The following is a 25397-nucleotide window of genomic DNA, read 5'->3' on the forward strand; positions in this document are numbered from 1 at the left end:
TAATCAATGGGGAGCAGGTCACGACAAGCCTGTTCGAATTTCTGCTGCTCTGTAAGCTCACCACGAAGAAGGCTGTCTATGTGCAGGTCGCACCACACGGAGAACTTCGGATCACACCAGCGCGCGAAGGCTACCGAAAGCTTAGGGTGAAGCCATGTACCGCCACCTCTGTCCTTGCGAGCGCGGCTTGTTTTTACATACCCGGAATCACGGGTATGTAGAATCTGAGATGGCACGCCGGAATAAACTTCATCTAGCGCTCTCACGTACTCCAGAGTTTCCGCGCTTGATAGCCAGTGATCTAAGCGTTTCCCGAAGCGCGCAGCGATATCCGTGGCATTAATCCACCCTTCGGTATTGAAGCGGACAGCTTCGCCTTTGTAGTTCAATGGGACAATGTTCATGCGGTAGTCCTATAGAAAGTGAGCCTGTCGCACAGAGAAACTCGCCCCAGAGAGGTCCGCACCTATACGGGTTTCTCTCAGGCTCGCTTTCTATAGGCTCTGGGTTAATATTTGCGCGTGCGAGGCGCATAAAAAAGCCCCGCTATTGCGAGGCGTTAGAGTTATCAATCTTGCTAATTGCCCTCAGCTTGCCGTTGCATTCATCAAGCGAATCCAGTAACTGGAAGTTGAGTAGCACACTGTCGCCGTAGGTCATGCCCTTTTGTATATCAGGAACCGGGCACTCACTTAACAGGCTTGCTGGTATCGGCAGGTAGGGCTGCTTTACCGTTGCGTACTGAATCTGCTTGTTCGCGCAGCCGGTCAACAACGTCATCAGGCACAAGCACAACGCTTGGCTTACTCTCACGCAGCGCTTGTTTGACTTCATTCTGTAACCCTTGCTGTTTTAACTCTGCTGCAGCGCGACGCCTTGTCTCATCAGCAACGATTTTGTTTTGCTCACCTACCCTGTCAGCAAGGCTTTTTATTGTGGCCGCCAGATCGCCGTTCTTTGACATCAGCTCAGAGTTTTGCGACCTCAGGCGCTCATTGCGGTGATTTAATAACTGGTTGTCATAACCCAGCTTCGCAATAAACCCGATGATGATGACAACGAATATGGCCGGGATAAGAATCTTCATGGTGCTCAGGATTGGCATAACACGCTCTCCGCGATTTTTGTTCTGGCGATTCGATCATCCAGCCCATTGGTACCGCCATTAATTCTTTTTGTGAGCCCGACAACATCACCTGCGTCAGCGAACTTGTTGCAGTTATTTTCCCGCCAGAACCAACCGGCAGAGCGTGCTGCATTGTCGTCCTGTAACAACAGGTCAGGGTTGTCTGTCAGGGGGATGCGCAGCGCCTTTTCGCACGCTGCATAATTGTCGTGGAACGTGACTTGCTTTAATCCACGACCGCGATATTTCCAGCCATCTCCATTCAGGTTGTTACCATAGCGACCGCCATAAACGAGATTGGCGATTGCAGCCTGACGCACAGATGACAATGCAGTCTCTCCAGGCTTGCGACCAAGCTGCTCGCGCTGAGCCTGAGTCAGTCTTGATCCGAATATAGCCAGCCCCGCAATCGAATAATTCAGGCTTTCCGCTACCGATGTGAAGCCAGCCGACTCTGTTCCGATCTGAGCGATGAAATAAGCCTGACGCTTTGGCGTGTCTATACCGAATTCATCCATGGCAGTAGTTAAAGGCTGAAACCATTTATCCGCCAACTGCGGAGAAATGTTAGCCGCCTGCCGGAACTGGTCTTTATTCATTTCCTGATACTCCAGCATCACCGGCGGCTTTTTGAAGAAAGCGCTTTTCCAGTGCTTTAATAAGAGATGAGCCAGACCAGCCAGCCATGCCACAAATTGCACCAGTTACCTCCTGAGGCCATTGCCAGTAGGTGGCGAGAAGCATCATCAGGAAACCGGCAAATATGGATACGATTAGCTGTAGGCACAGAGTGCGCCAACTGAATGTGTCACCACTAAGAACTTTATAGGCATATGCTGCCACCGCCCCGAGCACAGTCATGCCCAGCGCAATCAGCATGGCAATTAAGCCTGGATCGGATTTGTAAGGCATACGTTTCATTTCCACCCCCGCTTCGGGGCTTGTCCAATTAGGATTTGTCTAGATGATGAGCAGGACAAGCCCGGGTAAACTCAGTCTTGTGTAGAGAAGAGTTCCGCCTTGCGCCTTTGGGTAGCAATTAAATTAATCCGCCTTAGTGCGGATTTTTTATGCCTGAAAAGAACGCCCGCTTGCCACTTAGGGAAATCCGTGAGTTCGCATGATTGGCAATGGGCGAAAACGAAAAAAAGGAACCGCCTTAGCAGTTACCTATAAATTTATCTGTAGTTTTGCCGATAAAGTTGTAAACCAAGGAGGAGTTATGTTTGCAGTTTATCGTGTTCAATCATCTAGCGATGCGTATTTCCATTATCAATTAAGTAGACATCAATTGGTCAACGCAACAATGGTTGTAAGTGAAGGCGCGACCGGAAATTACAGCATTTATATCAACCAAAACGTTAAGGTTTATTTTATTAAAAGCACAAATGTAAATTTGTCAGCCTTGGAGAGTGATTTCCGGCTTAACCCGCCTACAAAAGATACTTTTAAACAACTCGGTGGCTCAGAATTCTTTATCTGATAGTAGGAAACAAAAACGCCCTTGCAGTTGGTGAGACCGCAGGGCGTTTTGACTATCACAAATTTGGAACTGATTTCTGCCTGAAAACAACCAGACGGAACTTCAACTGTTATAAACAGTATCCCCAGTTTCGGGAAAAGTAAATAGCCCACGATAAAATAATGAGCTATTTCTGATTGCACAACATAAACCCGCAAAAGTGCGTTAGGATTTCTTGCGCGATTCTGTGATAAAGGTGACAATCTGTGAAGATAAACTCTCACGAACCCTGGAGGTTGTCTGGTCTCTAATTTTTGAAATAGCTTCTTTTTGTTGTGCACTTAAACCAGACCATTGCGCTTTATCAGGGCCTATTGAGGCATGGTATTCAGAGAGCTCTGCGCTACATTTATCAAAAGATTCATTAGAGATGTCACCAGCCGACTTGGTGGTTTTGATTTGACTGTCCGCATAATGGGTTACGCAGTCGCTTAGATTTTCTGCAGCACTCTGTGTATCAGAGTGCGCCGCGGAGCACACCAGCAATCCCATCACAGCTAAAGCTAATTTCATGCCCATATTCCCAGAAGTAACAGAGCGCAAATCGTAGCATGAATTGGGTGAGAGGTGGTGCAAGTGGTTATTTTCCTAAATTATTACAGGAGTTTGCCGATATCACATGCCAAACTTATCAGGAGAAGCAAAGATGGAAAACACAAACCCTCTAGCAGCAATAACATTCATAATTTGGTTCTTCATGTTCATCCCATGCTTGCGCATGGCTCAGAAGGCCGGATTCGGATGGAAAATGGCACTACTGCTGTCTTTTCCCGGATTGCACTTTTTTACTCTTTATCTCTTCGCTTACAAGAAGTGGCCTAGCCTCCCCAATGCTTGATAACTAATAGCAAAAAGCCCACCTAGGTGGGCTTCTGACTTTAAGCGGTAACTTTATTCAATGCAGCATTAGCCCAAGACTCTTCAATCTCAAGCTTGACGATAAGTCTGTCATAAAACAGTTTGACGCTTTTCTTCCATGTATCCAGGCTGATCGATTCGGTAAAATCACAGATTGCATTATAGGCGTCTGTAGAAGGTATTCTCTCGAACCCTCGGCCACTGCATCGTTTGCAGTCACCAATAACCGGCACGCCCTGCCGCTTGCTATCCGCTTCCATCATCGCCTTACCCCTCCCCTTGCAATCGCGGCAGGCTGATGACACCACGCACTTCCCTTTGCACTCAGGACAAAGAACGCGCTCAACATCACGCACCTGATAAGCCGTATTTTCAGGAAGAGACTCAGCAACGCGCTTAATCTCCGTCACCGCACCAGGCCTTTGCGTGCCAAAGCGTGATTTCATGGTGAATACTTCTGCGTCGATGAAGCCAGTGGCATTACAGCATTTACACGGCTTCTTGCTTGAAGCGCTCTGGCAGTAATCGAGAAATGCAAAACTTGCGAGCGTTTGCATTACCTGTCGCTTAATATCCTTATCGAGCTTGCGTAAGGCGGCCACCTTATCGCAGCTTTGAAGAGCATAATCAGTTAACAGGGATACGGCGCGTGCGGCGTCGTTCTCACTTATCCCAACCTTCCCCATAAATGCGCAGTAACCCATCTGAGCCCGTGACATAGCCATACCCATACTCGCGATGTAGTCCGTGCCTGTAAGCGTGTCTGGTGACGTCTGAGGTGACATCCCGCTAAAGTTCTGCGTCTTGGCATAATGGTATTTAACAGTTGATTCAAGCCCCATGATTAGCTCCTCTAATCTTCATTTCCAGCCGGATAATCCGGTAGTTAATCTCCGCCATGCCGCGCATTTTCATTATGCGAAGCCGTCGCCATTTGGCTTTGAGGTATTCGGTCATGCTGCTTCTCTCTGCTTAACCAACGCCCGGAGTAAAACCCTGTAACGCGCACGTATGCGTTCCAGTTCTTCTCTGGTGTATCGGTGAGGGTTGTTGTCTGATTCGAGCGCCTCGACGCGCTGAATGCCGATTTTTGCTATGAGGTTGATGCGGTATGGTCTTTCTTTGGCCCTTGATACTCTCCATAAGCTGGTTGACGCGCCTTTGCCTTAGTAGATCGGTGCGTCACTTTCTCGGAGAATAGGGCTTCTTCAACTGTCATACCTCTTTTGATGCGTTGAATTATGGTTGAGTTAGATACGCGCACCCTGGGATCTCTCGCCCATTCAGTTGGAGTTTTTGTCTCCCCGCCGAACGTGATGGCATGCCTGCGCTTTACCGTGTGCTGTGGTATGTGAACTCGCGCCCTCATGGTGTTGCATGCTCGACATAAAACCCTGAGGTTTTCTGGTTCGTTTTTATCTACCGATTCATCAATATGGTCGATATGAACTGTTTTCCAATTCACTTCCTTTGCACACAACTCACATGGCGGGAGGTTTTCACCGTGACGGTCATAAACCACCTTTCGATGCTCGTATACCATTCCATTAGCCATTGCTAGCGGATGGTCGGGAAGGAAAAGCATTTGATACCCTTTAGAATTGCGTGTTTTGAGCTTACGCTTGCCTATAGTAGTTAGTTCGTATGTGCCATAGCGCATCATTCTGAAGTAATGCATCTGACATATTCCCTTCCCCGGGTAGTGTTTACACTCACGATCGCATCCATCAACTTTGCACTTCATGATGCCTCCATTTCAGTAATGATCACTTCCAGCCGCCCACCTTTAACAACTTCGCAGCGAACCATACGCACGTCATCAATCAGGCTGTCGTCTGCAATGACGCCTGCCTGGGTTAATGAGTCGAGAGGTGCTTTGAATAGGTTGTCTAGGTCACGCCTGGCGCGTGTAGGTGGATATGCGTTGATTTTTACTTTGAGCTTGCCGGAGAGATTGTATTGCTGGTTTGATTCTGCGATTTGTCTGGCTACTACTGAGGTGTATTCCCTTCCCTTTTTGCTTTTTATCTTTCTACCGCGAAACACTGAGAAGAGGTGATTGTTTCCGGGCGGCCATGGTAGCTCTATTCGATATTCATTCATCGCTTCACCTTTCCTTCCCGCAACAGGGCATCTTGTGTGCGAATAACACCTTCCAGATGAGCTATGCGCGCTTCTGTTACTTCGCAGCGCCTTGTGCGTCGGTCTATCTCGTCATGGCATGATGAACAGGCCCATGCGCCGAATAAATCGTCTGGCTTCATTCCGGTTCCGCAAATACCAACCATGCGGTAATGCGCGAGCACTACTGTTTCAGGATTGCCATTGCAAACGCCTGGCAACCTGACCTGGCATTCCCTGCCCCGCGCTTCATTACGTAATTTACTCATCATCGTCTCCCATTGGCCCGTTTGGATCTGATATCAGCCAGAAGTTGAGGCAGTCGGTGCAGGCGTAGACCTCGAATGGTTTGAGGCTTGTTCCACAGCCAACGCAGGCAGTAGCAGATTGCGCGCCATCGCCAGTAGGCTGACTTGATTGGGTTGTGTCGCTCATGGTTCTCCCATTCGATATCGCACTCGCAGTACTCACAGTTAGCTCCGTAGTGATACTTTTCCTCTGAGGTGAGGATGGTGTGGCATCGGCAGCAGCGGTCATGCATTGCCTGCATCTCGCATCATCAGGAAGACAATCATTGCGGCCCGGAGCGGATTTTCATGACAGTTGCCAAATTTATATGCACTCACATTTGTGAAATCCTGAACCGACGCTGATGACCATTTTTGGGTTGTGTCGTCAATAAGAATTGATATGTTATTTTTTTGAATAATCGGCCCGGCATCAGCCCATGAATTGCAGAAGTCATACCAGTGATAATTATTGTTCACATCAACAATTGCAGCTGATCTCTTATCAGCATGGTGCGCGTAACCGATAGGACGAATTCCGGATTTAATTTCCAGCACTCGCTTATTGATTTCAAAATCACTCATCTCGCTATAATTCATAACCTGCTCCACATTGGGTTTTTATACTGCCTGGTTGGTATTGGCTCCTCCCTATACTCTGGCAACAACGCAGTGACAATCCACAGGCGCGGATCGAATGCTAGAGTCTTGGTTGCCTGGATGTTTCGGAGTTTGTATCGGGAGAGGAGTTCGTCAGCGGTGGCTGTATCACAAGGGTCATGCACAAAGGGTGTGATTTTCAATTTCTTCACCTTTGCTTCTGATGCCGCGATTACCTTGCGCCACCATCAGAACCCCGTTGATGACTATATGCTTTTTGGCTTCGAAGTCTCTGGCGTATTCGCGGACGGTATGCCTGCTTATGCCAAGTATTTCGCCAACTTTTGTCTGATTGCCTCTGGTGGTCACCAGTAGCTCAGGAATGGTTTTTATCAGTGCGTTCATGCTGCACTCCCGAATCTGTTAGCCCATTCTGCCGCCTGCGCCGATTCATCACTGAACCTGACGCCACGCTCGGCACCGAAGGCATGTATCAATGTGATTAAGTCCCGCATCTCGCTGACGCGCATCTTGCTTGTTGACTGGCCTAGAACAACGAACCCGCCGTTAATTCCAGGCACTGTCTCCTGCCCTTTCAGGCTGGCGCTGAAGATATGCTTCCACGATTCGCTATCCAGCTTCTTGCCATACCAGACGACCTGACTAGAAACGTCATGCAGGCAGGCCCATAGCATGCGGTTTTGCGCAAGGCTGCGGGTATCTTCCTGGATGGTTACTTGCAGAGGCTTGTCGGTGTCGGTGGGGAGTTGCTGAATGGCGCTGATGCAGTTCTGTTGGATGCTGCTGTTACGCAACAGGAAGGTCATCTTCTCCATAATGTTCAAACCCTTTTGTCGGCGCAGAATTGTTTAATATGTCGCTATCGAAGCTCCAGTTTTTTTCGGAGGTTTCATTTCTGACTCTCTGTTATCAATCATTTTCTGCACCAACACTAAAGCCTCATCAGTGATGCGCTTCTGCTCTGGTGTAGGGTTGGTGTCGTGGATGGTGTCGATGAGTTCGTAGAGATTGCGGAGTGGGTCGCAGACTAACCGATTTTTTGTACTAACACATGTACATAAATCACAGGGCCCTATCGGGATGTTTAGTGACTGATTGAGAGTATGCAGGATTGAAATACGTTGTTGAGTGTTTTGCTGCGGGGAAATTAAAGGATGTGTCGGGATGGAGAAGGATGAGGCGTTATTTACGCACTGATTTCAGAGATAGATGAGTTGCTTGATATCGATTTTCTTTTACCCGCCGTCACACCGTTCTAATGAACACCTATTATGTGCCGATGGGTTAACAGATTGCCAGTCGGAGATAGCATTGTGGTAAAGAGATCGCGGGCGCTTGCGGTTTCGTGCATGCGGCGTAGTGTGGAAGCGCTATTAAGACGGCGGTACATCAGACAATCAAGTGGAGAACGCCCCATGTGGGCAATAGATTGGGGTTATTGTTGATCTTAACATTGTATTATTTGTAATTTTTATTGGTGTTTCCCTGGTATTGCGACACTCACTTCGTGGGATACGGCCAGGCGTGATCAATCCCTGTGGAAGACAGGACGCCGGTAGCCAGTAAATAAATCACCACCAACGCAAAGAATATAATTGCTGATATTTCAACGATTTTAATCAGACTGTGTTTAGCCATTAATAACCCCCTTTTGATTGCGTGTATTTGACCTTCACCTCTTACCTTAGAGTGTTACCGGTAAAGTACAAGCCCCGTTCACAAAATGAAACATAAAGCCATGCTTATATATTGTGACCAGTTTGTTACAAGCGTACGGATTGTCGCGGAGGCGCGCTTTAAGGGGACAATGGACACTGAGCAGGAAGGCGGGCAATGCACAGGAGTGACAAACGGCAAAGGCACCGTGCTCGCACCTTTGCCGGGTGAAGGGGGATTATCCGACGCCCAACGCTGATTTCACCTCTTGTGCGATTTTCTCAACCTGTGGGCCATAAATCACCTGCACATCCTGTTCGCTCACGCGGTTAATACCATTCGCGCCGGTACGCATTAACGTCTGATCCACCACTTCTTTCATGTCTTTGACGCGAACCCGCAAACGCGTGAAGCAGCAATCGACATCCTCTATATTGGCCGCCCCGCCCAGTCCGCTGATGATCACGTTAGTGCGCTCGCTGGCTTCAACAAGCTGGGGTTTTTCATCGTCCGTTTCCCGCCCGGGCGTTTCGACATGCATGCGCGTAATCACATAACGAAACGCGTAGTAATAAACCGGTGCGTAGATTGCCCCAAGCACCAGCGTCCACCACCAGTGGGTTTTACTGCCACCCAGCACGCCGAAGACCACCAGATCGATAATGCCGCCCTGCACATTACCAATCATCAGATGTAGCATCGACATCAGCATAAATGACAGGCCCGTTAGAAATGCATGCAGCAGATAGAGCACCGGCGAAACAAAAATAAAGCAGAACTCCAGCGGTTCGGTGATCCCGGTGGTAAAGGACGTCAGCGCGCCGGCCATGACCAGCGCCTTAACGCGCTGTTTATGCTCAGGCCTTGCGGTGTGATAGATCGCCAGGGCCGCGGCCGGCAGGCCAAACATCATGACCGGTATTTTTCCCTGCGCCAGAAACTGCGTGGCGGTGCGGAGCGTCGCATCAGGAATCATCCCGGGATGGGTCAGCGAGGTATTGAAGATATTCAACGCACCAACAATCGTCTGCCCGTCCACGATGGCCATACCGCCGATGGGCGTAAAGCGCACGGTTTCATTCAGGATGTGATGCAGGCCCGTCGGGATCAGAATACGTTCTGAAGCGCCCAGCAGGAACGCACCATACTGCCCGCTCCGACCGATCATCTGTCCTACCCAGGCAATACCTTCACCGATAGTGGGCCAGACGAGCGCCAGAAGCACGCCGATCAGCGGCAGGAAAACCACCGTCACGATGGGCACAAAACGGCGTCCGCCAAAGAAACTGATCGCTGTGGGGAGCTGCTGCGTATAAAAGCGGTTATGCAACATGACGGTAAGCAGTCCGGCAATCACGCCGCCCAGCACGCTCATGTTATAGGTGAAAATGCCCAGCATCTGGATATATTCCGCCGAGGTCATCATGGCCGTGGTTTGATCCATTCCGGCCTGCTGCAGCGCCTGAGGTGTGGTCGTGGCGGCGGTAATGCCCCTGGCGGCCAGCGTGGCGTTAATGCCGACATTCATGGCGATATAGCCGATAACTGCGGCAAAGGCTGCCGTCGGCTTTTCCGCTTTTGCCAGCCCGATGGCGCTGGCCACGGCAAAGAACAGCGGCAGATTAGCAAAGAGCGCGCCTGCGACTTTGCGAATAAACCCGATGATAAGCTGGGCAACCTGCATCTGTGCGAAGGCTTCACCGGTGACGGCGGGATTCTGCATGGCGGCTGCCAGCCCCAGAAAGATGCCGGCCGCCGCAATCACCGAAATCGGCATCATCAACGCCTTGCCAAACGCATGGATCTGGCTGGTCAGTTGTTTCATGGTGTCGCGCCCTTTTCTGTATTAAACAGCAAGTATTAGCGCGATGTGCCGATAACACCCGTTATGGCAAGGTTACGAAAAGGTAAAACATGAACACCATCACACTTGGCGTGCCCCACGATAAACGCCAGCTATCGCACCATTAAGCCAATCAATTAGACAAGCTTTGTCGTGAATAGCACACTAATCTTTACCATCAGGATATATCCTTGCAACATTCGTCCAACATAAAAATAAGCCTGCACACATGATGAAATTTAAGCGTCAAATTAAGCCATACCGTGCCGCAGCGGGCGGCTGGGGTTCACTGGAAGCCACCACACGTTTTGTTTTCGACAGTAAAGCTGCGCTGAAAAATTTGCGTAACCTCATGCGCATGAACAAAGCACGCGGCTTCGACTGCCCGGGCTGTGCCTGGGGCGATGACAATAAAAGTACCTTTAGCTTCTGCGAAAACGGTGCGAAAGCCGTCACCTGGGAAGCCACGCGCCGCGTTGTTGATACCGACTTTTTTGCCAAACACAGCGTGGCAACCCTGTATGCACAAAGCGACTATTTTCTGGAATATCAGGGCCGCCTGACACATCCGTTGCGCTACAACGCCGAAAGCGATCATTACGAACCCATCAGCTGGGATGATGCCCTTGCGCTCATCGCACAACATATTAAAGCGATGGATAACCCGGATCAGATGGAGCTATACACCTCTGGTCGCGCCAGTAATGAAGCCTCCTGGCTTTATCAGCTGTTCGGCCGCATGTTGGGCACCAATAACTTCCCGGACTGCTCCAATATGTGTCACGAGGCAAGCGGTGCGGGCCTGAAACGCAGCATCGGCGTGGGTAAAGGCACCATCCGTCTTGACGATTTTGACCATGCCGATGCCATTTTTGTCTTTGGCCAAAATCCAGGGACAAACCATCCGCGCATGCTGCACAGCCTGCGTCACGCCGCCGACCATGGCGCAAAAATCGTGACCTTTAACACGCTACGCGAGCGCGGTCTGGAACGTTTTGCCGATCCGCAAAAGCCGCTGGAAATTGTCACGTCTAAAGCGGGCACCATCAGCTCTGCCTATTACCAGCCGCATCTGGGCGGTGATATGGCTGCCGTTCGCGGCATGGTGAAAGCCCTGCTGGAAACGCATCGTGCACGCCTTGCGGCGGGCGAAAGCGGCCTGTTCGACCAGGCTTTCCTGAATGCCAAAACCCATGGCGTTGAGGCCTATTTTGAAGCAGTTGATAACACCGACTGGATGCAGATTGTGGCGCAGTCCGGCCTGACAGAGGCGCAAATCCGCGAAGCGGCGGCAATTTATCAGAGTGCCGATCGGGTTATTTGCACCTGGGCGATGGGCATCACCCAACACAAGCATTCGGTTGATACCGTGCGTGAAATCACCAACCTGCAGCTGCTGTTTGGGCAGTTAGGCAAAAAAGGGGCGGGCCTGTGCCCTGTTCGCGGTCACAGTAATGTTCAGGGTAACCGCACCATGGGCATTGATGAAAAACCGGCTAAGCCTTTCCTCGACGCGCTGGGTCAGCACTTTGGCTTCGAACCCCCGCGTGCTGCAGGCCACAATACTGTTGAAGCGCTCAACGCCATGCTGCGTGATGAAATCAAAGTGCTTATCGCGCTCGGGGGCAACCTCGCAGCGGCGGCACCGGATTCTCCGCGTACCGAAGAAGCCTTGTCCCGTTGTGGTCTGACGGTGCACATCAGCACCAAGCTTAACCGCAGCCACCTCGTGCCGGGTCATGAAGGACTGATTCTGCCTACGCTGGGCCGCACCGAGCGCGATCTGCAGGCTACGGGTAACCAGTTCATTACGGTCGAAGACTCCTTCAGCATGGTTCATGCCTCTGAAGGCGTGGGGATTCCGTTGGCGGAGACGCAGCGTTCTGAAACCTCAATTGTGGCGAGTATTGCTCACGCGGTTCTCGGTGATGACAAGGTGAAGTGGTTAGATCTGGCGGCGGATTACAACCTGATTCGCGATCATATCGCGGCAACGATTCCGGGTTTTGCCGACTTCAATACCAAATGCGATCAGCCTGGCGGGTTCTATCTTGGCAACGCGGCGGCAGAACTGCGTTTTAATACGCCGACCGGCAAGGCTGAGTTTAGCCCTGCTGCGCTGCCCCACTCGCTGTTTCCGCAGTTGGATCAGGACGTGCCCTTCACGCTGCAAACGCTGCGTTCGCACGATCAGTACAACACGACGATCTACGGTCTCGACGACCGCTATCGCGGCGTTTACGGTCAGCGCGAAGTCGTCTTCATCAACCCCGATGACATGGCTGAATTAGGGTTCAGCGAAGGGCAGAATGTGGATATTGAAACGCTGTGGAATGATGGCGTCACGCGTCGCGTCAGCGGCTTCAAGCTGGTGCCTTATAACATTCCTCGCGGCAACCTGGCCGCCTACTATCCTGAAACCAACCCGCTGGTTCCGTTAAACAGCTTCGGTGATATCAGCGGCACGCCCACCTCAAAATCCGTGCCGGTTAAGCTCGAACTGACGCAGGCGCTGGCAACCCAACGCATCGCCTGATTCAGGCTTTTCTCCAGGCAAAAAGCCGGTTCGTCCGGCTTTTTGCCTTGCCGCGAGACCCCGATTCGCGTAAAACTGTCAGCCGCTATTAGGCCACGAAACGTAAAAATCATGTTCCAGGATAATCCGCTGCTTGCGCAGCTTAAAGAGAAGCTTCACTCGCAAACGCCTCGTGCAGAAGGCGTTGTTAAAGGCACCGAAAAGGGATTCGGCTTTCTGGAAGTCGATGCACAGAAAAGTTATTTCATCCCGCCGCCACAGATGAAAAAAGTGATGCATGGCGACCGTATCGTTGCCATCGTCCACAGCGATAAAGATCGCGAAAGTGCCGAGCCTGAAACGCTGGTCGAGCCCTTTCTGAGCCGTTTTGTTGGCCGCGTGCAGAAAAAAGATGACCGCCTTTCTATCGTGCCCGATCATCCTCTGCTCAAAGACGCGATTCAGTGTCGTCCGGTCCGTGGACTGAGCCATGATTTCCAGAATGGCGACTGGGCCGTGGCAGAAATGCGTCGCCATCCCTTAAAAGGCGACCGTGGCTTTTATGCCGAACTCACCGAATTTATCGTTAAAGCCGACGACCACCTTGCACCGTGGTGGGTGACACTGTCACGTCATAATCTGGAGCGTGAAGCGCCAGAAATCGGCTTTGGCGAGATGCTGGACGAAAGCCTGACGCGTGAAGACCTGACCGCGCTGGATTTTGTGACCATCGACAGCGCCAGCACGGAAGATATGGACGATGCGCTGTATGCTGAAGCGCTGGACGATGGCGCCCTGCGTCTGACTATCGCCATTGCCGATCCGACCGCTTATGTTGCCGAAGGCAGCGAGCTGGATAAGCTGGCGGCGCAGCGTGCCTTTACCAACTACCTGCCGGGCTTCAATATTCCCATGCTGCCGCGCGAGCTGTCTGACGATGTCTGCTCGCTGCGCCCTGACGTGCGTCGGCCGGTTCTGGCCTGCCGCGTGACCGTGGCTCAGGATGGAAGCCTGGCGGACGATGTGCAGTTCTTTGCGGCCTGGATCGAGTCCAAAGCCAAACTGGTGTACGACGAGGTTTCAGACTGGCTGGAAAACAGTGACGAATGGCAACCACAGAGCGACGCGATTGCTGACCAGATTCGTCTGCTGCACCGCCTGTGCCTGTCACGCGCCGAGTGGCGTCAAAACCACGCGCTGGTGTTTAAAGATCGCCCGGACTATCGTTTCCTGCTGGGCGAAAAAGGCGAAGTGCTGGAAATCGTCGCCGAACCGCGCCGCATAGCGAACCGGATTGTTGAAGAAGCGATGATTCTGGCGAACATCTGTGCCGCCAACGTCCTGCGCGAAAAGCTGGGCTTTGGTATTTACAACGTCCATGCCGGTTTTGACGCAGCAAACGCCGAACAGGCCGCCGCTGTCCTGGCAACTCACGGCATCACGGCCGATCCGCAGGCGATCACCACGCTCGACGGTTTCCGCGTACTGCGTCGTGAGCTGGATGCGCAGCCTACTCAGTTCCTTGACAGCCGCATTCGTCGTTTCCAGACCTATGCAGAGATCACCACCGAGCCGGGCCCGCACTTTGGTTTGGGACTGGAAGCCTATGCCACCTGGACCTCACCGATTCGTAAGTTTGGCGATATGATCAACCATCGTCTGCTGAAGGCGATCGTGCGCGGCGAACCCATCGGCCGTCCGGACGATGCGCTGACAGTCACCATGAGCGAGCGTCGTCGTCTAAACCGCATGGCCGAGCGCGACGTGGGTGACTGGCTCTATGCCCGCTATCTGTCGCCGTTTGCCGCAACTGACCGCAAGTTTAGCGCAGAAATCATTGATGTATCGCGTGGTGGCATGCGCGTCCGTCTGCTGGAAAATGGCGCCGTCGCGTTTATTCCTGCGCCGTTCCTGCATGCCGTGCGCGATGAGCTGGTGTGCAGCCAGGAAAGCGGTACGGTACAGATTAAAGGTGACGTGGTTTACCGCGTATCCGACGTGATTGACGTGACCATTGCGGAAGTTCGCATGGAAACACGCAGCGTTGTTGCACGCCCTGCCGCCTAAGACACCACCGTCGGAACAGCACAGCCTGCTCCGACGGTCTTTTTTCCTCCGCCTGCCCCTGTATCTTCGCGTTAAATTTGCTCCACGCTTCACAGTTTTATCTTTATTAACTTCCACTTACATTACATTACATTAACGTTAGCTCGTTGTATCCGATCGCCTTCCATTCGGTCTCTACAAGGAGTGAGTTATGAAGAACGTCAAAAACGGCGTGCTCTGGCTGGCAGTGGCGTTAATTGGCGCGGGTGCGTTCGCGATGCTGGCGCTTAACCGCGGCGAGCACGTCAACGCAGTCTGGCTGGTGATTGCCGCCGTAGCCTGTTACAGCATCGCTTATCGTTTTTACAGCCTGTTTATTGCCCGCAACATTTTTGAACTGGACGATCGCCGTCTTACCCCCGCCGAGCGCCTCAGCGATGGTCTTGACTATGTGCCCACCAATAAGTGGGTGCTGTTCGGTCACCACTTTGCGGCGATCGCGGGCGCCGGGCCGCTGGTCGGCCCTATTCTGGCGGCCCAGATGGGCTTTCTGCCAGGCACGATCTGGATCCTGATTGGGGTTATGATGGCGGGCGCGGTGCAGGACTTTCTGATCCTGTTTATCTCTACGCGACGTGACGGCCGTTCCTTAGGTGAAATGGCCCGTCAGGAGCTGGGCGCCTTTGCCGGGGTTATTACCATGCTGGGTGCGCTGGGCGTGATGATCATCATTCTCTCCGCGCTGGCGCTGGTGGTGGTTAAAGCCCTTGCGAACAGCCCGTGGGGGCTGTTCACCATTGCAGCAACGATTCCTATCGCCCTGTTTATGGGCATTTACATGCGCTTTCTGCGCCCGGGTAAGATCGCCGAAGTCTCCTTGATCGGTTTTGTGCTGATGATGGCGGCCATTATCTACGGTGGTGATGTGGCTCAGCATCCTTACTGGGGCCCGTTCTTCACACTGAAAGGCACCTCTCTGACCTGGGTACTGGTCATCTATGGTTTTATCGCCTCGGTGCTGCCGGTCTGGCTGCTGCTGGCTCCCAGAGATTACCTGTCTACTTTCCTGAAAATCGGCGTAATTGTCGGGCTGGCCGTTGGCATCGTCTTTGCCATGCCAGAACTGAAAATGCCCGCTGTGACCAAATTTATTGATGGCTCAGGCCCGGTTTTTTCCGGCGCCCTGTTCCCGTTCCTGTTTATCACCATTGCCTGTGGCGCCATCTCCGGCTTCCATGCGCTGGTCTCCAGCGGCACCACGCCGAAGCTGATTGAGCGTGAAAGCCATATTCGCTTTATCGGTTACGGCGCGATGCTGATGGAGTCGTTTGTGGCAATCATGGCGCTGATATGCGCCTCCGTGCTGGACCCAGGCGTTTACTTTGCGATGAACGCCCCTGCTGCACTGATTGGCACTACGGTAGAAAATGCCGCTCAGGTGATTAACGGCTGGGGCTTTGTCGTCACACCTGAAATGTTAAGCGGTATCGCCAGAGACGTGGGAGAAACCTCAATTCTGTCACGCGCCGGGGGCGCGCCAACCTTTGCGGTCGGCATGGCGCACATCATTACGGAGGTGTTCAACAGCCGCGCGATGATGGCCTTCTGGTATCACTTTGCCATCTTATTTGAAGCCTTGTTTATCTTAACCGCCGTGGATGCCGGTACGCGCGCTTGCCGGTTTATGGTGCAGGATCTGGTCGGTACGGTTGTGCCTTCACTGGCCAATAACCGCTCATGGGTCGGCAACCTTTCCGGCACGACCGTGGCCGTTGCAGGTTGGGGTTTCTTCGTTTATCAGGGCGTGATCGATCCTCTGGGCGGGATTAACACGTTGTGGCCACTGTTTGGTATTGGTAATCAGATGCTGGCATCGATGGCGCTGATTCTGGGCACGGTCGTGCTGTTTAAGATGAAAAAGCAGCGCTATGCGTGGGTGACGATTCTGCCCACTATCTGGCTGTTTATTACGTCGATGACAGCGGGTTGGCAAAAAATTTTCCACGAAAAACCGTCAATTGGTTTTCTTGCTCAGGCCAATAAATTCCGCAAAGGCCTGGATGATGGCGTGATCATCGCCCCCGCGAAAACCGTGGCCGATATGCAAACCATCGTATTCAGTAACCAGATTAATGCTGCCCTGTGCGGGTTCTTTATGCTGGTTGCCGTTACGATGCTGATTGCGGCCTTCTTTGTCATTCGTCGCGCGCTGCGTAGCGATGTGCCCACTACGCATGAGTCAGACATATCCTTACGTAAGGAGCTTCGTCATGGTTGACAGCATCCATCGCGTAGCGCGCCCACAGGGTCGCTGGCATATAATGCGCTGCACGTTGCTTTCCAGGCCAAAACCCGTGGGTTTTCGCTGGCGAGCGCTGTGGCAGGGACTTCAGCAAAGTTTTCGTTTGATGGTCGGCGTGCAGGATTACCCGAAATATCTGCAGCATATGCGGCAACATCATCCTGACATTACGCCGATGAGCGAGCGGGACTTTCATCGTTATTGTCTGGATGCCCGCTTCCCCAGCCAGGCCGGAAAGCTGGGAAAATGTCCGTGCTGAACAGAAAGTGTGCCCCGCTTCGGCGGGTTTTTTTCTGCCCGTTTTTTCTGGAAAGCAAAATAAATACAGTTTCGTCTTGTGCTGGCGTCAGTTGATGAATACTGTTGCTAAAATAACGAGATAACGCCAGCAATGTACTTCCTGGAGGGAGTGACCATGACCGATGAACAAGGGCAATCGTTGTTGTATACCTTGTTTGGTACAACCAGCCCTCATTGGCGATTAACCGCAGACAGTGATGCGCTGCTTTTTGCCTTAGATGAATCATCGAACACCAGCGTTGCTGTGCCACTGACGCCCGGCCAGTGCAGTTTATTGCGCGCGATGCCCGTTATTACTTCCAGTATTAATCTGACGTTAACGATTCACGGCGAGCAGGTCGCCATGCATTTTGTTGGCCGGCGGATCAACCAGTCCGTGTGGGCGGGCACCGCTTCGGCATGGGGCGATACGTCGGCGGTGGCGCGCGACCTGACGCTGGGCCTGTCATTTGCTGAACAGGTCGTGTCGGAGGCCAACTCGGTCATCGTTATCCTTGATCAGCGCGGCAACATTCAACGCTTTAACCGCCTCAGCGAAGAGTATACCGGCCTGTATGAACAGGATGTGATCGGCCGTAATGTTTTCCAGCTGTTTATGACAAAACAGGAAGCCGCGGCCTCACGCAGGAACATCGCAGGGTTCTTTCGCGATGGAAATTCCTACGAAGTGGAACGCTGGATCAAGACGATGAAAGGACAGCGACTGTTTCTTTTTCGTAATAAGTTCGTTCACAGTGGCAGCGGTAAAAATGAAATTTTCCTCATCTGTTCAGGAACGGATATTACGGAAGAACGCCGTGCGCAGGAGCGCCTGCGCGTGATGGCCAACACCGATGGCATCACTGGCCTGCCCAATCGCCACGCGATTCACCAGCAAATCAGCCATGCGCTGGAGCGGGCTGAGGGCAGTGAAACCGGCGTGGTCTACCTGGATTTAGATAATTTCAAAAAAGTGAATGATGCCTACGGTCATATGTTCGGCGATCAACTGTTGCAGGCCGTTTCCCTGGCGATTCTGAGCTGTCTGAGCAAGAACCAGACGCTTGGACGGCTGGGCGGTGACGAGTTTGTGGTGCTGGCTGAGCACACCAGTCAGGCTGCGCTGGAAGCAATGGCTACGCGCATTCTCGATCGCCTGCGTCAGCCTTTCCGCATCGGCCTCATCGAGGTTTACAGCGGCTGCTCCGTCGGGATTGCCCTGGCTCCGCTACACGGAGAGGACCGTGAGTGTCTGATTCGTAACGCTGATACGGCGATGTATCACGCCAAAGAGAACAACCGTGGCAGCTATTGTGTTTTTGCCGAAGAGATGAACCGCCGGGTTTTTGAATATCTCTGGCTCGACACCAACCTGCGTAAAGCGCTGGAGCAGGACCATTTATTAGTGCACTACCAGCCCAAAGTGGATGCTGACGGTAAAGTGCGCAGTGCGGAAGCGCTGGTTCGCTGGAACTCACCCGAGCGCGGGCTGGTTTCACCCGGGGAATTTATTCCCTACGCGGAAGAATCCGGGCTGATCGTGCCACTGGGTCGCTGGGTCATGCTTAACGTGCTGAAGCAAATTATTGCCTGGCGGGAGCAGAATATTTATCTGCGCGTCGCGGTTAATGTCTCGGCGCGCCAGTTACTCGACCAGACAATCTACAGTGACCTGAAACAAGCCCTGACGGATGCCGGTTTAACCGAGTGCCCGGTGGATATCGAACTGACGGAAAGTTGCCTGATTGAGAATGAAGCCGAAGCGCTCAAGCTGATGCGTAAATTTCAGGAACTGGGTGCCCAGATTCACCTTGATGACTTTGGCACCGGTTATTCCTCCCTTTCACAGCTGGCGCGCGTCCCTATTAATGCCATCAAACTGGATCAAAGCTTTATCCGTAATGTGAATAAACGTCCCGTTTCTCAGTCACTCGTCAGGGCGATTGTTGCGGTAGCGAAGGCGCTTGATTTGCAGGTGATTGCCGAAGGTATTGAAACCGTCGATGAAGAAGCCTTTGTGTTAAAAAGCGGCGTCGATGGGCGGCAAGGCTATTTTTACGCAAAACCAATGCCCGCCGATCAGTTTGGGCACTGGCTGGCTCAGCATCCTGCCCGCGTGTAATTATCTAACCCGCTTTACGCAGTGATGCGCTGTGGCGGTTTTGTAACTGGACTAAACGTTCCATATAGGCAATATCCTTCGCTTCAAGCGTGAATGCATAATCTACCCAGTCCTCGGTGATATCCATCAGTTCCGCGCGTGACAGCTGCAGTACCCGCTGGCGCGCCTTTAGCATGGCGCGTACGCCATTGAGCTTAGGTCGCAGCGTATCGATAAAGGTGCGGGTGGCGCGGTAGCTGTCGCCCGGCTGGAAAACCTTATCGACCAGACCACGGGTTTCATACCATTCGGCACTGTGCGATTCGCCTTCCATAATCAGCTCTTCAGCCAGTTTCATGCCCGAACGCCGCGCGACTAATGAGTAGCCGCCCATTCCGGGAAACAGGTTAAAGGCGATTTCCGGAAACCCCATCCGCGCATTGTTTTGCGCCAGAATAAAGTGATGGGCCAGCGCGGCTTCAAAACCGCCGCCTAACGCACTGCCTTCAATCATCGCCAGCGTTACCGCGCCGGTGTCAAATCCACGTGCCGCCGAGTGGATGCAGTCAACGCAGGCACGGGCATAAGCACGTAACGCTTCGCGCCGGTTGTTGCGGATACATTCCACAAAAAAGCGCAGATCGCCACCGGCATTAAACATTTGTGGGACTAACGAGCCGGTGACCCAGAAGTCGATAGGTAAGCCCGATCGCTGCGCCGTGTAACTCAGATTCATGATCTCTTCAATCAACTCATGATTAAAACTGGGTCGTGGCTGGGCGCGCAACATCATCCACATGGTGCGACGTCCTTCCTCGTAATAGGCAACTAACTGCGTGGTTTGTCCGGCTTCGGAAAACAGTCTGCATGTGGGTTGGTTAATCACGGTCATTGTCTCATCCTCTATTATTTTGATGCGCTAATTGCGCCACATCAGCCTAATCCAGAGTGAGGCCAGACCAAATGAGAGATTGATTTACAACATAAATTCCAGAGTGATCCCCGATGCACCACCTTTAAATGATTAGTAGACTTTCTTGATATCCCCAGCCTTTACCACAGAAAGGCGCGAACCGATAACCGGCATTGATGAGACTGTCCTTCCCTTAAGGCTCGCTCATCACGAGCCATTTCGGGACGCAGGCACCGCTGCGCCCCAGGCATTATTTCTGGCCGTACCAGGCATTTTCACCGTGTTTGCGCAAATAGTGCAGATCAAGCAGGGTCTGCTGAATGGGAGGCAGCCCGGCCGTGAGCTGCTGGCTAAACAATCCCATGTAAGCCACTTCTTCCAGTACCACTGCACTGTGGACGGCCGCATGTGCGTCTTTGCCCCAGGCGAAAGGCCCGTGAGAATTCACCAGCACGGCAGGAATGGCCGAAGGAGAAAGTCCGCGCTCGGCGAAGGTTTCAATGATCACCTCCCCCGTATTCCACTCATACTGATTTTTGATTTCTTCATCGCGCATGGCTCGGGTGCAGGGAATCTCACCGTAAAAGTCGTCCGCGTGGGTGGTGCCCCACGCGGGGATGGCACGTCCGGCCTGCGCCCAGATGGTGGCATGACGTGAATGCGTATGGACGATTCCGCCAACATCAGGCCAGGCCAGGTAGAGTGCCCGGTGCGTAGCCGTATCGGATGAAGGCCGTTTTTCGCCTTCCACCACATCGCCGGTCGCCAGGTTGACCACCACCATGTCCTCCACTTTCATGACATCGTAACTGACGCCAGAAGGTTTAATCACTAACAGACCTTGCTCACGGTCAATCGCGCTGACGTTTCCCCACGTGAAGGTGACAAGGTTGTATTTGGGGAGATCCAGGTTGGCTTCCAGGACCTGTTGTTTAAGGTGCTCCAGCATTTTTTTCTCCTGCTGAGAAGGGTTTTCATAGTGTGCGGAGCAGGCAGAAAAAACGTTATGGAGCAAATAGCTAAAAAGCAGCGGAAAATGGCTGTGAATGAAAAATTGTGTCGCGAATTAAGAATTTTCCATCTTCGGAAATTCTGCAAAATGAATAGAATTCTGTCAGGCATCAGACAGGTCCATCTGTTAATGATGCTTTTCAGCCGCTACAAGCAGATTGTCCATGGTGTCTGGCATTTTTATACTGAAAGGATGCGGTAATCATGCCTCACAGGCGGCCTGAAAAAATTTCACAGCTATACTTACTGTGTTGCATCTGCATACACAATAAAGGAGAAGTTCATGACAATTACAATGAAAAAAGTGACCGCCGCTGTCCTGGCGACCACGCTGGTTGTGGCGTTGAGCGGCTGTTCGAACTGGTCTAAACGCGACCGTAACACTGCGATTGGCGCAGGTGCCGGCGCAATTGGTGGCTCTGTATTAACCAACGGCAGCGCGCTGGGTACCGTGGGTGGTGCAGCTGTGGGTGGTATTATCGGTCACCAGGTTCACTAAGCACGCTATAACAATAAATCACGGCTACGCAGCGCATCTACATAATAAAAAACCGGACTACCTTGTAGTCCGGTTTCTTCTTTCAACCCCCAGCCAGTTTTACCTTCATCCCTTTGGCCTCCAGCAGGCTTTTTAATAAATCGCGCTTGTCGCCCTGGATTTCGATCACGCCCTCTTTCACCGACCCGCCACAACCGCATTTTTTCTTCAGTTCAGCGGCCAGCTGGTTCAGTGCTGCCTCATCCATATCGACGCCAGAAATCAGGCAGACACCTTTGCCTTTGCGTCCGCTGGTCTGGCGCTGAATGCGAACAATGCCGTCGCCTTTGGGCCGTTCCGCCTTTTGTTCGGGCTGAGTGATACGGCCAGCGTCGGTTGAATACACCAAGGGATTATCGCGACTCATTTTACGCTCTCCAAATCCTGCAACAGCGCCTTAAGCGTCGCTGCGGGGTCCGCTGACTGCGTAATGGGACGTCCTATTACCATATAATCGACGCCAGCAAGGCGGGCCTGCTGTGGCGTCATAACGCGGCGCTGATCGCCCGCGTCGCTTCCCTGAGGCCTAATGCCGGGAGTAACCAGCTTAAAATCATGACCGATCGCCTGTTTGAACCGCGCGGCTTCATGTGCGGAGCAGACAACCCCATCAAGACCGCATTCGCGCGTGAGTTTTGCCAGGCGTTCAGCCTGCTCTGCAGGAGACAGCGTGATGCCCAGGCCAAGTAAATCTTCGGCATCCATGCTGGTCAGCACGGTGACGGCAATCAGTAACGGCGCCTGCTCACCATAGGGAAGAAGCGCTTCACGGGCGGCATTCATCATGCGTGCTCCGCCGCTCGCATGAACGTTCACCATCCAGACGCCAAGATCGGCGGCAGCAGCGACCGCGCGGGCGGTGGTATTAGGGATATCATGAAATTTCAGGTCGAGAAAGATGTCAAACCCACGCTGTTGCAGGGTTTTTACCAGCGTTGGGCCGAACAATGTGAACATTTCTTTGCCCACTTTCAGGCGGCAGCTGCCCGGCTCTATCTGATCGACAAAATGCAGTGCGCTTTTCATATCGTGGTAATCAAGCGCCACTAACACCGGTGAAGTCTGGGATAAGGCCATGCTATTTCCTCTGCGGTAGGCACCTGCTGGCGCGTTAGACAAACGGCACGCATTCTACCTGCCCGCTTTTCGCATCACAATCCCTGTTGCGCTGCCAGGCGATAAACGCACGGAGGTCAGGCAATTTCTGCAATTAACAATTCTAGTATGTTGTAACTAAAAAGCATTGAAAACCGAAGACAATAACCAACAGGTTATTGCCCATCCAGTCCGCGAATCGGTTTGACTGATGACCAGGTCCGGCATGACGGACAGTGCCAGTAGAGCGCATGAGCCGTAAAGCCGCATTTCTGGCAGCGATAACGTGGTTTCGTGCGGATTTGCTCGCCGACCAGATCGCGCAGCACCATCAGGCTCTCTTTAGCACGACCATCCTCCGCTTCATGCAGGTGAAACTCCATCAGACGATGGAATACGCGCATGTTGGGGTGACGCTGTAACTGGTTATTGATGTAGTTTTGCGCCGCTTCCGCGCCCTGCTCCTGCTCCAGAATCGCGGAAAGATACAGTTCCGCCGCGGCGCCGGTGTTCTCTTCCACACAGCGTTTAAGAAATGCGGCCCAGGCGTCGGGCTGATTAAGACGCTGAAAACAGGTTTCCAACATCGGCAGCGTTTCACTGACCAGCTCTTTATCCTGATCCAGAACACGCTGCAAATGCTCGATAGCTTTGGCGTGCTCCCCTTTCTCCATCAGGATGCGCCCCATCATAATCGAGACGCGTGCGCTCTGACGATCGGCTGACTCCCCCTTTTTCAACAGGGTCATCGCCCTGTCGAGATCGTCGCTGCTCATTGCCTGCAGCGCGAGTTCGCAATAAAAATGGGCAATCTCACCCTTCTGCTTGTCTTTGCCCAGTTTAACCAGCCGCTCAGCCACCTCGATAGCCTGAACCCAGTCGCTGGTTGCCTGATGAATAAGCAACAGCTGTTGCAGTGCACCGATCCTGAAATCTGTCTCATCCGTCAGCTGTTTGAACATGTCTTCGGCGCGGTCATAAAGACCTGCTGCCATATAGTCACGCCCCAGTTGCTGGATGGCCAGCAAGCGTTGTTCGTAGCTTAGCGACGCGCTTTCCATTAAAGACTGATGAATTCGAATGGCGCGGTCAACCTCACCGCGCGAACGGAACAGGTTGCCAAGGGTCAGGTGTGCTTCAACCGTGCCGCTGTCTTCCTTGAGCATGTCAAGAAACAGATCGACCGCTTTATCCTGCTGGTTGGAGAGTAAAAAGTTTACCCCTGCGACGTAGTCACGAGACAGGCGGTTTGATTCCTGTTGCTTATCCTGCTGCGCGCTTCGGCGGCCCATGTACCAACCATAGGCAGCGGCGACAGGAAGTAACAGAAACAGCAGCTCTAACATGGAGACTTATTCCTGCGCGGCCGGCGGTAGCGGTTTACCGACAGGCGCTGGCGTGCTCTGATCAATCTGTGTCTGCAGGCGCTTAACTTTACGTTGTGCATTGGCCAGAGAGACCCGAAGACGTAACCAGAAGAGTCCGCAGATAACCCATCCCAGCAAAAAACCGACGCCGAAAAGCGTTGCCAGTAACGTAGAGATACGGAATTCACCCTGCGCCAGCAGATAGTTAAAGGTGATAACCTGGTCGTTGTGCGCGCCAAGGGTCACGGAAATGATAAAAATGACCAAAACCACTAAAAAAATCAGCAAATATTTCACAGTGCATCCCGTTGTGAGGTTGTCGAATAGAATTATGCCAAAATTACGGCAAAAATACTGCTCCCGGCCGCATCAGACGAAGAGCTTTTGCTCAGTTTCAAGATAAAGATATGGTGCTGAACGGCGCAATTACAATCCTTGTTCCCGTTCAGCCACCTCCTGCTTCTCTTCCGGTGGCAGGCTGAGCGGCCCACAGAAGCGTTGAGCAAGCCAGGTTGCCACCACGACAAACACCCAGGAAATGAATGTTGCCACGGCCAGATCGCGCGGCCAGTGCATGCCCAGCAGCAGGCGACTGCCCATGACGCCTGTCGCCCAGAGTCCGACAAGCACAATCGTTTTGTAATGCCGGCGTGGCCAAAGTAAACCGATGACCAGTAAGGCCCAACTGGCGGCAAACATCGTGTGTCCCGACGGGAAGGCAAACCCTGTTTCAAAGGCCCAGTGCTTTTTCAACCAGCCCGGAATATGGGATTCATCCGCAATCAGCGCCGTAACGCGCTGGCCACGTTGCTCACGATTCAGTTGGTAAAAGGTCTTGTCGTCCAGCCCGTGGGTTTTCTCCAGCCAGACGACATAGGGCCGGGGTTCCTGCACCTGCTCTTTGATAAAGGATTTTGTGTATTGACCGGCCAGGATGGTGGCATTCATGATCACCAGGAGCAGCAGCGCCGGTTTGAGCCTGAAACGCAGGCACCACAGCACCCACGCGCTTAAAATCAGGCTGGTCAGCATTCCCCACGGCCGTGTGACCGTTTCGGTCATCCAGAACAAGACCTTAAGAAAGGTATTACTTTCGCCAGGCTGCCATTGCCAACCGGACAACCATACTGCAACCGGCATAATAAGCAGCAGCAGCATTCCCGCCAGCGTCCGTTGAAAGATTTTAATCATCCCTT

At 52.6% G+C, this 25397-nt stretch carries 30 protein-coding genes and 1 pseudogene; 7 read left to right on the forward strand and 24 right to left on the reverse strand.

Features of this window, described 5'->3' with window-relative positions:
- The 5 genes from EL29_RS07885 to EL29_RS07900 all read right to left on the reverse strand — a co-directional run.
- The coding region (locus EL29_RS07885) for a KilA-N domain-containing protein (RefSeq protein ID WP_029571424.1) at positions 1 to 404 on the reverse strand (404 nt) is incomplete at its 3' end.
- Positions 405 to 546: 142 nt separating this feature from the next.
- The gene (gene lysC, locus EL29_RS23415) at positions 547 to 780 is read right to left on the reverse strand and encodes an Rz1-like lysis system protein LysC (protein ID WP_423227459.1); all 234 of its coding nucleotides are present in this window, start codon (positions 778 to 780) and stop codon (positions 547 to 549) included.
- Complete coding sequence (locus EL29_RS07890) at positions 689 to 1087, reverse strand: DUF2570 domain-containing protein (protein ID WP_235193306.1); 399 nt, start codon at positions 1085 to 1087, stop codon at positions 689 to 691. The genes lysC and EL29_RS07890 overlap by 92 nt, the downstream gene beginning before the upstream one ends.
- A 5-nt stretch (positions 1088 to 1092) precedes the next feature.
- Positions 1093 to 1725 (reverse strand): glycoside hydrolase family 19 protein, encoded by a 633-nt coding sequence (locus EL29_RS07895; protein ID WP_028715200.1) that lies wholly within the window; start codon positions 1723 to 1725, stop codon positions 1093 to 1095.
- Positions 1718 to 2047 (reverse strand): phage holin family protein, encoded by a 330-nt coding sequence (locus EL29_RS07900; RefSeq protein WP_412177623.1) that lies wholly within the window; start codon positions 2045 to 2047, stop codon positions 1718 to 1720. Before EL29_RS07900 ends, EL29_RS07895 begins: the two co-directional genes overlap by 8 nt.
- Positions 2048 to 2246: 199 nt before the next feature.
- On the opposite strand from EL29_RS07900, the gene EL29_RS07905 reads away from it, so the two are divergent.
- Positions 2247 to 2609, forward strand: coding sequence for a hypothetical protein (locus tag EL29_RS07905; RefSeq protein WP_152548264.1), 363 nt, complete (start codon positions 2247 to 2249; stop codon positions 2607 to 2609).
- 204 nt (positions 2610 to 2813) lie between these two features.
- On the opposite strand, the gene EL29_RS07910 is transcribed toward EL29_RS07905, so the two are convergent.
- From EL29_RS07910 to EL29_RS07965, 12 genes and pseudogenes are all read right to left on the reverse strand, one after another.
- Positions 2814 to 3161: a hypothetical protein gene (locus EL29_RS07910; RefSeq protein ID WP_028715203.1), complete on the reverse strand. Its 348-nt coding sequence runs from the start codon at positions 3159 to 3161 to the stop codon at positions 2814 to 2816.
- A gap of 365 nt (positions 3162 to 3526) precedes the next feature.
- Positions 3527 to 4348 (reverse strand): antitermination protein, encoded by an 822-nt coding sequence (locus EL29_RS07915; protein WP_028715205.1) that lies wholly within the window; start codon positions 4346 to 4348, stop codon positions 3527 to 3529.
- Positions 4338 to 4463 carry a YlcG family protein gene (locus EL29_RS23535; protein WP_496111800.1) on the reverse strand — a complete coding sequence of 42 codons (126 nt, stop codon included), beginning with the start codon at positions 4461 to 4463 and terminating at the stop codon, positions 4338 to 4340. The genes EL29_RS07915 and EL29_RS23535 overlap by 11 nt, the downstream gene beginning before the upstream one ends.
- A pseudogene (locus tag EL29_RS07920) lies at positions 4460 to 4621 on the reverse strand (recombination protein NinG); the annotation flags it as partial. The gene EL29_RS23535 and the pseudogene EL29_RS07920, both read right to left, overlap by 4 nt.
- Positions 4600 to 5184 (reverse strand): HNH endonuclease signature motif containing protein, encoded by a 585-nt coding sequence (locus EL29_RS07925; RefSeq protein ID WP_235193307.1) that lies wholly within the window; start codon positions 5182 to 5184, stop codon positions 4600 to 4602. The pseudogene EL29_RS07920 and the gene EL29_RS07925, both read right to left, overlap by 22 nt.
- A gap of 62 nt (positions 5185 to 5246) precedes the next feature.
- Positions 5247 to 5609: a RusA family crossover junction endodeoxyribonuclease gene (locus tag EL29_RS07930; RefSeq protein WP_028715207.1), complete on the reverse strand. Its 363-nt coding sequence runs from the start codon at positions 5607 to 5609 to the stop codon at positions 5247 to 5249.
- Positions 5606 to 5896 (reverse strand): DUF1364 domain-containing protein, encoded by a 291-nt coding sequence (locus tag EL29_RS07935; RefSeq protein WP_028715208.1) that lies wholly within the window; start codon positions 5894 to 5896, stop codon positions 5606 to 5608. The genes EL29_RS07930 and EL29_RS07935 overlap by 4 nt, the downstream gene beginning before the upstream one ends.
- A 264-nt stretch (positions 5897 to 6160) precedes the next feature.
- Positions 6161 to 6514 (reverse strand): phage protein NinX family protein, encoded by a 354-nt coding sequence (locus EL29_RS07945; RefSeq protein ID WP_028715209.1) that lies wholly within the window; start codon positions 6512 to 6514, stop codon positions 6161 to 6163.
- Between the two features lie 177 nt (positions 6515 to 6691).
- On the reverse strand, positions 6692 to 6919 hold the full coding sequence (locus EL29_RS07950; protein ID WP_028715210.1) for a protein ninH: 228 nt from the start codon (positions 6917 to 6919) through the stop codon (positions 6692 to 6694).
- Positions 6916 to 7350, reverse strand: a complete 435-nt coding sequence (locus tag EL29_RS07955) for a recombination protein NinB (RefSeq protein WP_028715211.1) — start codon at positions 7348 to 7350, stop codon at positions 6916 to 6918. The genes EL29_RS07950 and EL29_RS07955 overlap by 4 nt, the downstream gene beginning before the upstream one ends.
- Positions 7351 to 8035: 685 nt before the next feature.
- Positions 8036 to 8173, reverse strand: coding sequence for a hypothetical protein (locus tag EL29_RS07960; protein WP_014605744.1), 138 nt, complete (start codon positions 8171 to 8173; stop codon positions 8036 to 8038).
- Between the two features lie 256 nt (positions 8174 to 8429).
- A complete protein-coding gene (locus EL29_RS07965) occupies positions 8430 to 10016 on the reverse strand; it encodes a PTS transporter subunit EIIC (protein ID WP_013025915.1) in 1587 nt (528 codons plus the stop codon).
- 250 nt (positions 10017 to 10266) lie between these two features.
- Here EL29_RS07965 and EL29_RS07970 point away from each other — a divergent pair, with 250 nt between their 5' ends.
- From EL29_RS07970 to pdeR, 5 genes are all read left to right on the forward strand, one after another.
- A complete protein-coding gene (locus EL29_RS07970; protein WP_028715212.1) occupies positions 10267 to 12570 on the forward strand; it encodes an FdhF/YdeP family oxidoreductase in 2304 nt (767 codons plus the stop codon).
- 111 nt (positions 12571 to 12681) lie between these two features.
- The gene (locus EL29_RS07975) at positions 12682 to 14616 is read left to right on the forward strand and encodes an exoribonuclease II (protein WP_028715213.1); all 1935 of its coding nucleotides are present in this window, start codon (positions 12682 to 12684) and stop codon (positions 14614 to 14616) included.
- Between the two features lie 190 nt (positions 14617 to 14806).
- Entirely contained in the window at positions 14807 to 16873 is a 2067-nt protein-coding gene (locus EL29_RS07980) for a carbon starvation CstA family protein (protein ID WP_028715214.1), read from the forward strand.
- Positions 16866 to 17156: a YbdD/YjiX family protein gene (locus tag EL29_RS07985; protein ID WP_013025919.1), complete on the forward strand. Its 291-nt coding sequence runs from the start codon at positions 16866 to 16868 to the stop codon at positions 17154 to 17156. Before EL29_RS07980 ends, EL29_RS07985 begins: the two co-directional genes overlap by 8 nt.
- A gap of 156 nt (positions 17157 to 17312) precedes the next feature.
- Positions 17313 to 19298: a cyclic di-GMP phosphodiesterase gene (gene pdeR / locus EL29_RS07990; RefSeq protein ID WP_014605742.1), complete on the forward strand. Its 1986-nt coding sequence runs from the start codon at positions 17313 to 17315 to the stop codon at positions 19296 to 19298.
- Positions 19299 to 19302: 4 nt separating this feature from the next.
- On the opposite strand, the gene EL29_RS07995 is transcribed toward pdeR, so the two are convergent.
- Positions 19303 to 20169, reverse strand: coding sequence for a crotonase/enoyl-CoA hydratase family protein (locus EL29_RS07995; protein WP_013025921.1), 867 nt, complete (start codon positions 20167 to 20169; stop codon positions 19303 to 19305).
- A 271-nt stretch (positions 20170 to 20440) separates the two neighbouring features.
- Positions 20441 to 21139 (reverse strand): L-ribulose-5-phosphate 4-epimerase, encoded by a 699-nt coding sequence (gene araD, locus EL29_RS08000; RefSeq protein ID WP_028715215.1) that lies wholly within the window; start codon positions 21137 to 21139, stop codon positions 20441 to 20443.
- A gap of 345 nt (positions 21140 to 21484) precedes the next feature.
- Between araD and osmB the strand changes: the two genes are divergently transcribed.
- The gene (osmB, locus tag EL29_RS08005) at positions 21485 to 21700 is read left to right on the forward strand and encodes an osmotically-inducible lipoprotein OsmB (protein ID WP_014593802.1); all 216 of its coding nucleotides are present in this window, start codon (positions 21485 to 21487) and stop codon (positions 21698 to 21700) included.
- An 82-nt stretch (positions 21701 to 21782) separates the two neighbouring features.
- Here osmB and yciH read toward each other — a convergent pair whose 3' ends face one another.
- From yciH to pgpB, 5 genes are all read right to left on the reverse strand, one after another.
- Entirely contained in the window at positions 21783 to 22106 is a 324-nt protein-coding gene (gene yciH / locus EL29_RS08010; protein WP_014593803.1) for a stress response translation initiation inhibitor YciH, read from the reverse strand.
- Positions 22103 to 22816 (reverse strand): orotidine-5'-phosphate decarboxylase, encoded by a 714-nt coding sequence (gene pyrF / locus EL29_RS08015; protein ID WP_028715216.1) that lies wholly within the window; start codon positions 22814 to 22816, stop codon positions 22103 to 22105. The genes yciH and pyrF overlap by 4 nt, the downstream gene beginning before the upstream one ends.
- Positions 22817 to 23010: 194 nt before the next feature.
- Positions 23011 to 24180 carry a lipopolysaccharide assembly protein LapB gene (lapB, locus tag EL29_RS08020; RefSeq protein WP_013025926.1) on the reverse strand — a complete coding sequence of 390 codons (1170 nt, stop codon included), beginning with the start codon at positions 24178 to 24180 and terminating at the stop codon, positions 23011 to 23013.
- Positions 24181 to 24186: 6 nt separating this feature from the next.
- On the reverse strand, positions 24187 to 24498 hold the full coding sequence (locus tag EL29_RS08025; RefSeq protein ID WP_014593805.1) for a LapA family protein: 312 nt from the start codon (positions 24496 to 24498) through the stop codon (positions 24187 to 24189).
- Positions 24499 to 24627: 129 nt separating this feature from the next.
- A complete protein-coding gene (gene pgpB, locus EL29_RS08030; RefSeq protein WP_013025928.1) occupies positions 24628 to 25392 on the reverse strand; it encodes a phosphatidylglycerophosphatase B in 765 nt (254 codons plus the stop codon).
- Positions 25393 to 25397: the final 5 nt, after the last annotated feature.

The organism is Pantoea ananatis LMG 2665, assembly GCF_000710035.2.
GTDB classification, from domain to species: domain Bacteria; phylum Pseudomonadota; class Gammaproteobacteria; order Enterobacterales; family Enterobacteriaceae; genus Pantoea; species Pantoea ananatis.

What these genes read in the sequence shown, in the direction of transcription:
- lysC (WP_423227459.1), bottom strand. Translation starts at nt 780, where the DNA reads ATGACGTTGTTGACCGGCTGCGCGAACAAGCAGATTCAGTACGCAACG.
- EL29_RS07890 (WP_235193306.1), bottom strand. Translation starts at nt 1,087, where the DNA reads ATGAAGATTCTTATCCCGGCCATATTCGTTGTCATCATCATCGGGTTT.
- EL29_RS07895 (WP_028715200.1), bottom strand. Translation starts at nt 1,725, where the DNA reads ATGAATAAAGACCAGTTCCGGCAGGCGGCTAACATTTCTCCGCAGTTG.
- EL29_RS07900 (WP_412177623.1), bottom strand. Translation starts at nt 2,047, where the DNA reads ATGAAACGTATGCCTTACAAATCCGATCCAGGCTTAATTGCCATGCTG.
- EL29_RS07905 (WP_152548264.1), top strand. Translation starts at nt 2,247, where the DNA reads ATGATTGGCAATGGGCGAAAACGAAAAAAAGGAACCGCCTTAGCAGTT.
- EL29_RS07910 (WP_028715203.1), bottom strand. Translation starts at nt 3,161, where the DNA reads ATGAAATTAGCTTTAGCTGTGATGGGATTGCTGGTGTGCTCCGCGGCG.
- EL29_RS07915 (WP_028715205.1), bottom strand. Translation starts at nt 4,348, where the DNA reads ATGGGGCTTGAATCAACTGTTAAATACCATTATGCCAAGACGCAGAAC.
- EL29_RS23535 (WP_496111800.1), bottom strand. Translation starts at nt 4,463, where the DNA reads ATGACCGAATACCTCAAAGCCAAATGGCGACGGCTTCGCATAATGAAA.
- EL29_RS07925 (WP_235193307.1), bottom strand. Translation starts at nt 5,184, where the DNA reads ATGCATTACTTCAGAATGATGCGCTATGGCACATACGAACTAACTACT.
- EL29_RS07930 (WP_028715207.1), bottom strand. Translation starts at nt 5,609, where the DNA reads ATGAATGAATATCGAATAGAGCTACCATGGCCGCCCGGAAACAATCAC.
- EL29_RS07935 (WP_028715208.1), bottom strand. Translation starts at nt 5,896, where the DNA reads ATGAGTAAATTACGTAATGAAGCGCGGGGCAGGGAATGCCAGGTCAGG.
- EL29_RS07945 (WP_028715209.1), bottom strand. Translation starts at nt 6,514, where the DNA reads ATGAATTATAGCGAGATGAGTGATTTTGAAATCAATAAGCGAGTGCTG.
- EL29_RS07950 (WP_028715210.1), bottom strand. Translation starts at nt 6,919, where the DNA reads ATGAACGCACTGATAAAAACCATTCCTGAGCTACTGGTGACCACCAGA.
- EL29_RS07955 (WP_028715211.1), bottom strand. Translation starts at nt 7,350, where the DNA reads ATGGAGAAGATGACCTTCCTGTTGCGTAACAGCAGCATCCAACAGAAC.
- EL29_RS07960 (WP_014605744.1), bottom strand. Translation starts at nt 8,173, where the DNA reads ATGGCTAAACACAGTCTGATTAAAATCGTTGAAATATCAGCAATTATA.
- EL29_RS07965 (WP_013025915.1), bottom strand. Translation starts at nt 10,016, where the DNA reads ATGAAACAACTGACCAGCCAGATCCATGCGTTTGGCAAGGCGTTGATG.
- EL29_RS07970 (WP_028715212.1), top strand. Translation starts at nt 10,267, where the DNA reads ATGAAATTTAAGCGTCAAATTAAGCCATACCGTGCCGCAGCGGGCGGC.
- EL29_RS07975 (WP_028715213.1), top strand. Translation starts at nt 12,682, where the DNA reads ATGTTCCAGGATAATCCGCTGCTTGCGCAGCTTAAAGAGAAGCTTCAC.
- EL29_RS07980 (WP_028715214.1), top strand. Translation starts at nt 14,807, where the DNA reads ATGAAGAACGTCAAAAACGGCGTGCTCTGGCTGGCAGTGGCGTTAATT.
- EL29_RS07985 (WP_013025919.1), top strand. Translation starts at nt 16,866, where the DNA reads ATGGTTGACAGCATCCATCGCGTAGCGCGCCCACAGGGTCGCTGGCAT.
- pdeR (WP_014605742.1), top strand. Translation starts at nt 17,313, where the DNA reads ATGACCGATGAACAAGGGCAATCGTTGTTGTATACCTTGTTTGGTACA.
- EL29_RS07995 (WP_013025921.1), bottom strand. Translation starts at nt 20,169, where the DNA reads ATGACCGTGATTAACCAACCCACATGCAGACTGTTTTCCGAAGCCGGA.
- araD (WP_028715215.1), bottom strand. Translation starts at nt 21,139, where the DNA reads ATGCTGGAGCACCTTAAACAACAGGTCCTGGAAGCCAACCTGGATCTC.
- osmB (WP_014593802.1), top strand. Translation starts at nt 21,485, where the DNA reads ATGACAATTACAATGAAAAAAGTGACCGCCGCTGTCCTGGCGACCACG.
- yciH (WP_014593803.1), bottom strand. Translation starts at nt 22,106, where the DNA reads ATGAGTCGCGATAATCCCTTGGTGTATTCAACCGACGCTGGCCGTATC.
- pyrF (WP_028715216.1), bottom strand. Translation starts at nt 22,816, where the DNA reads ATGGCCTTATCCCAGACTTCACCGGTGTTAGTGGCGCTTGATTACCAC.
- lapB (WP_013025926.1), bottom strand. Translation starts at nt 24,180, where the DNA reads ATGTTAGAGCTGCTGTTTCTGTTACTTCCTGTCGCCGCTGCCTATGGT.
- pgpB (WP_013025928.1), bottom strand. Translation starts at nt 25,392, where the DNA reads ATGATTAAAATCTTTCAACGGACGCTGGCGGGAATGCTGCTGCTGCTT.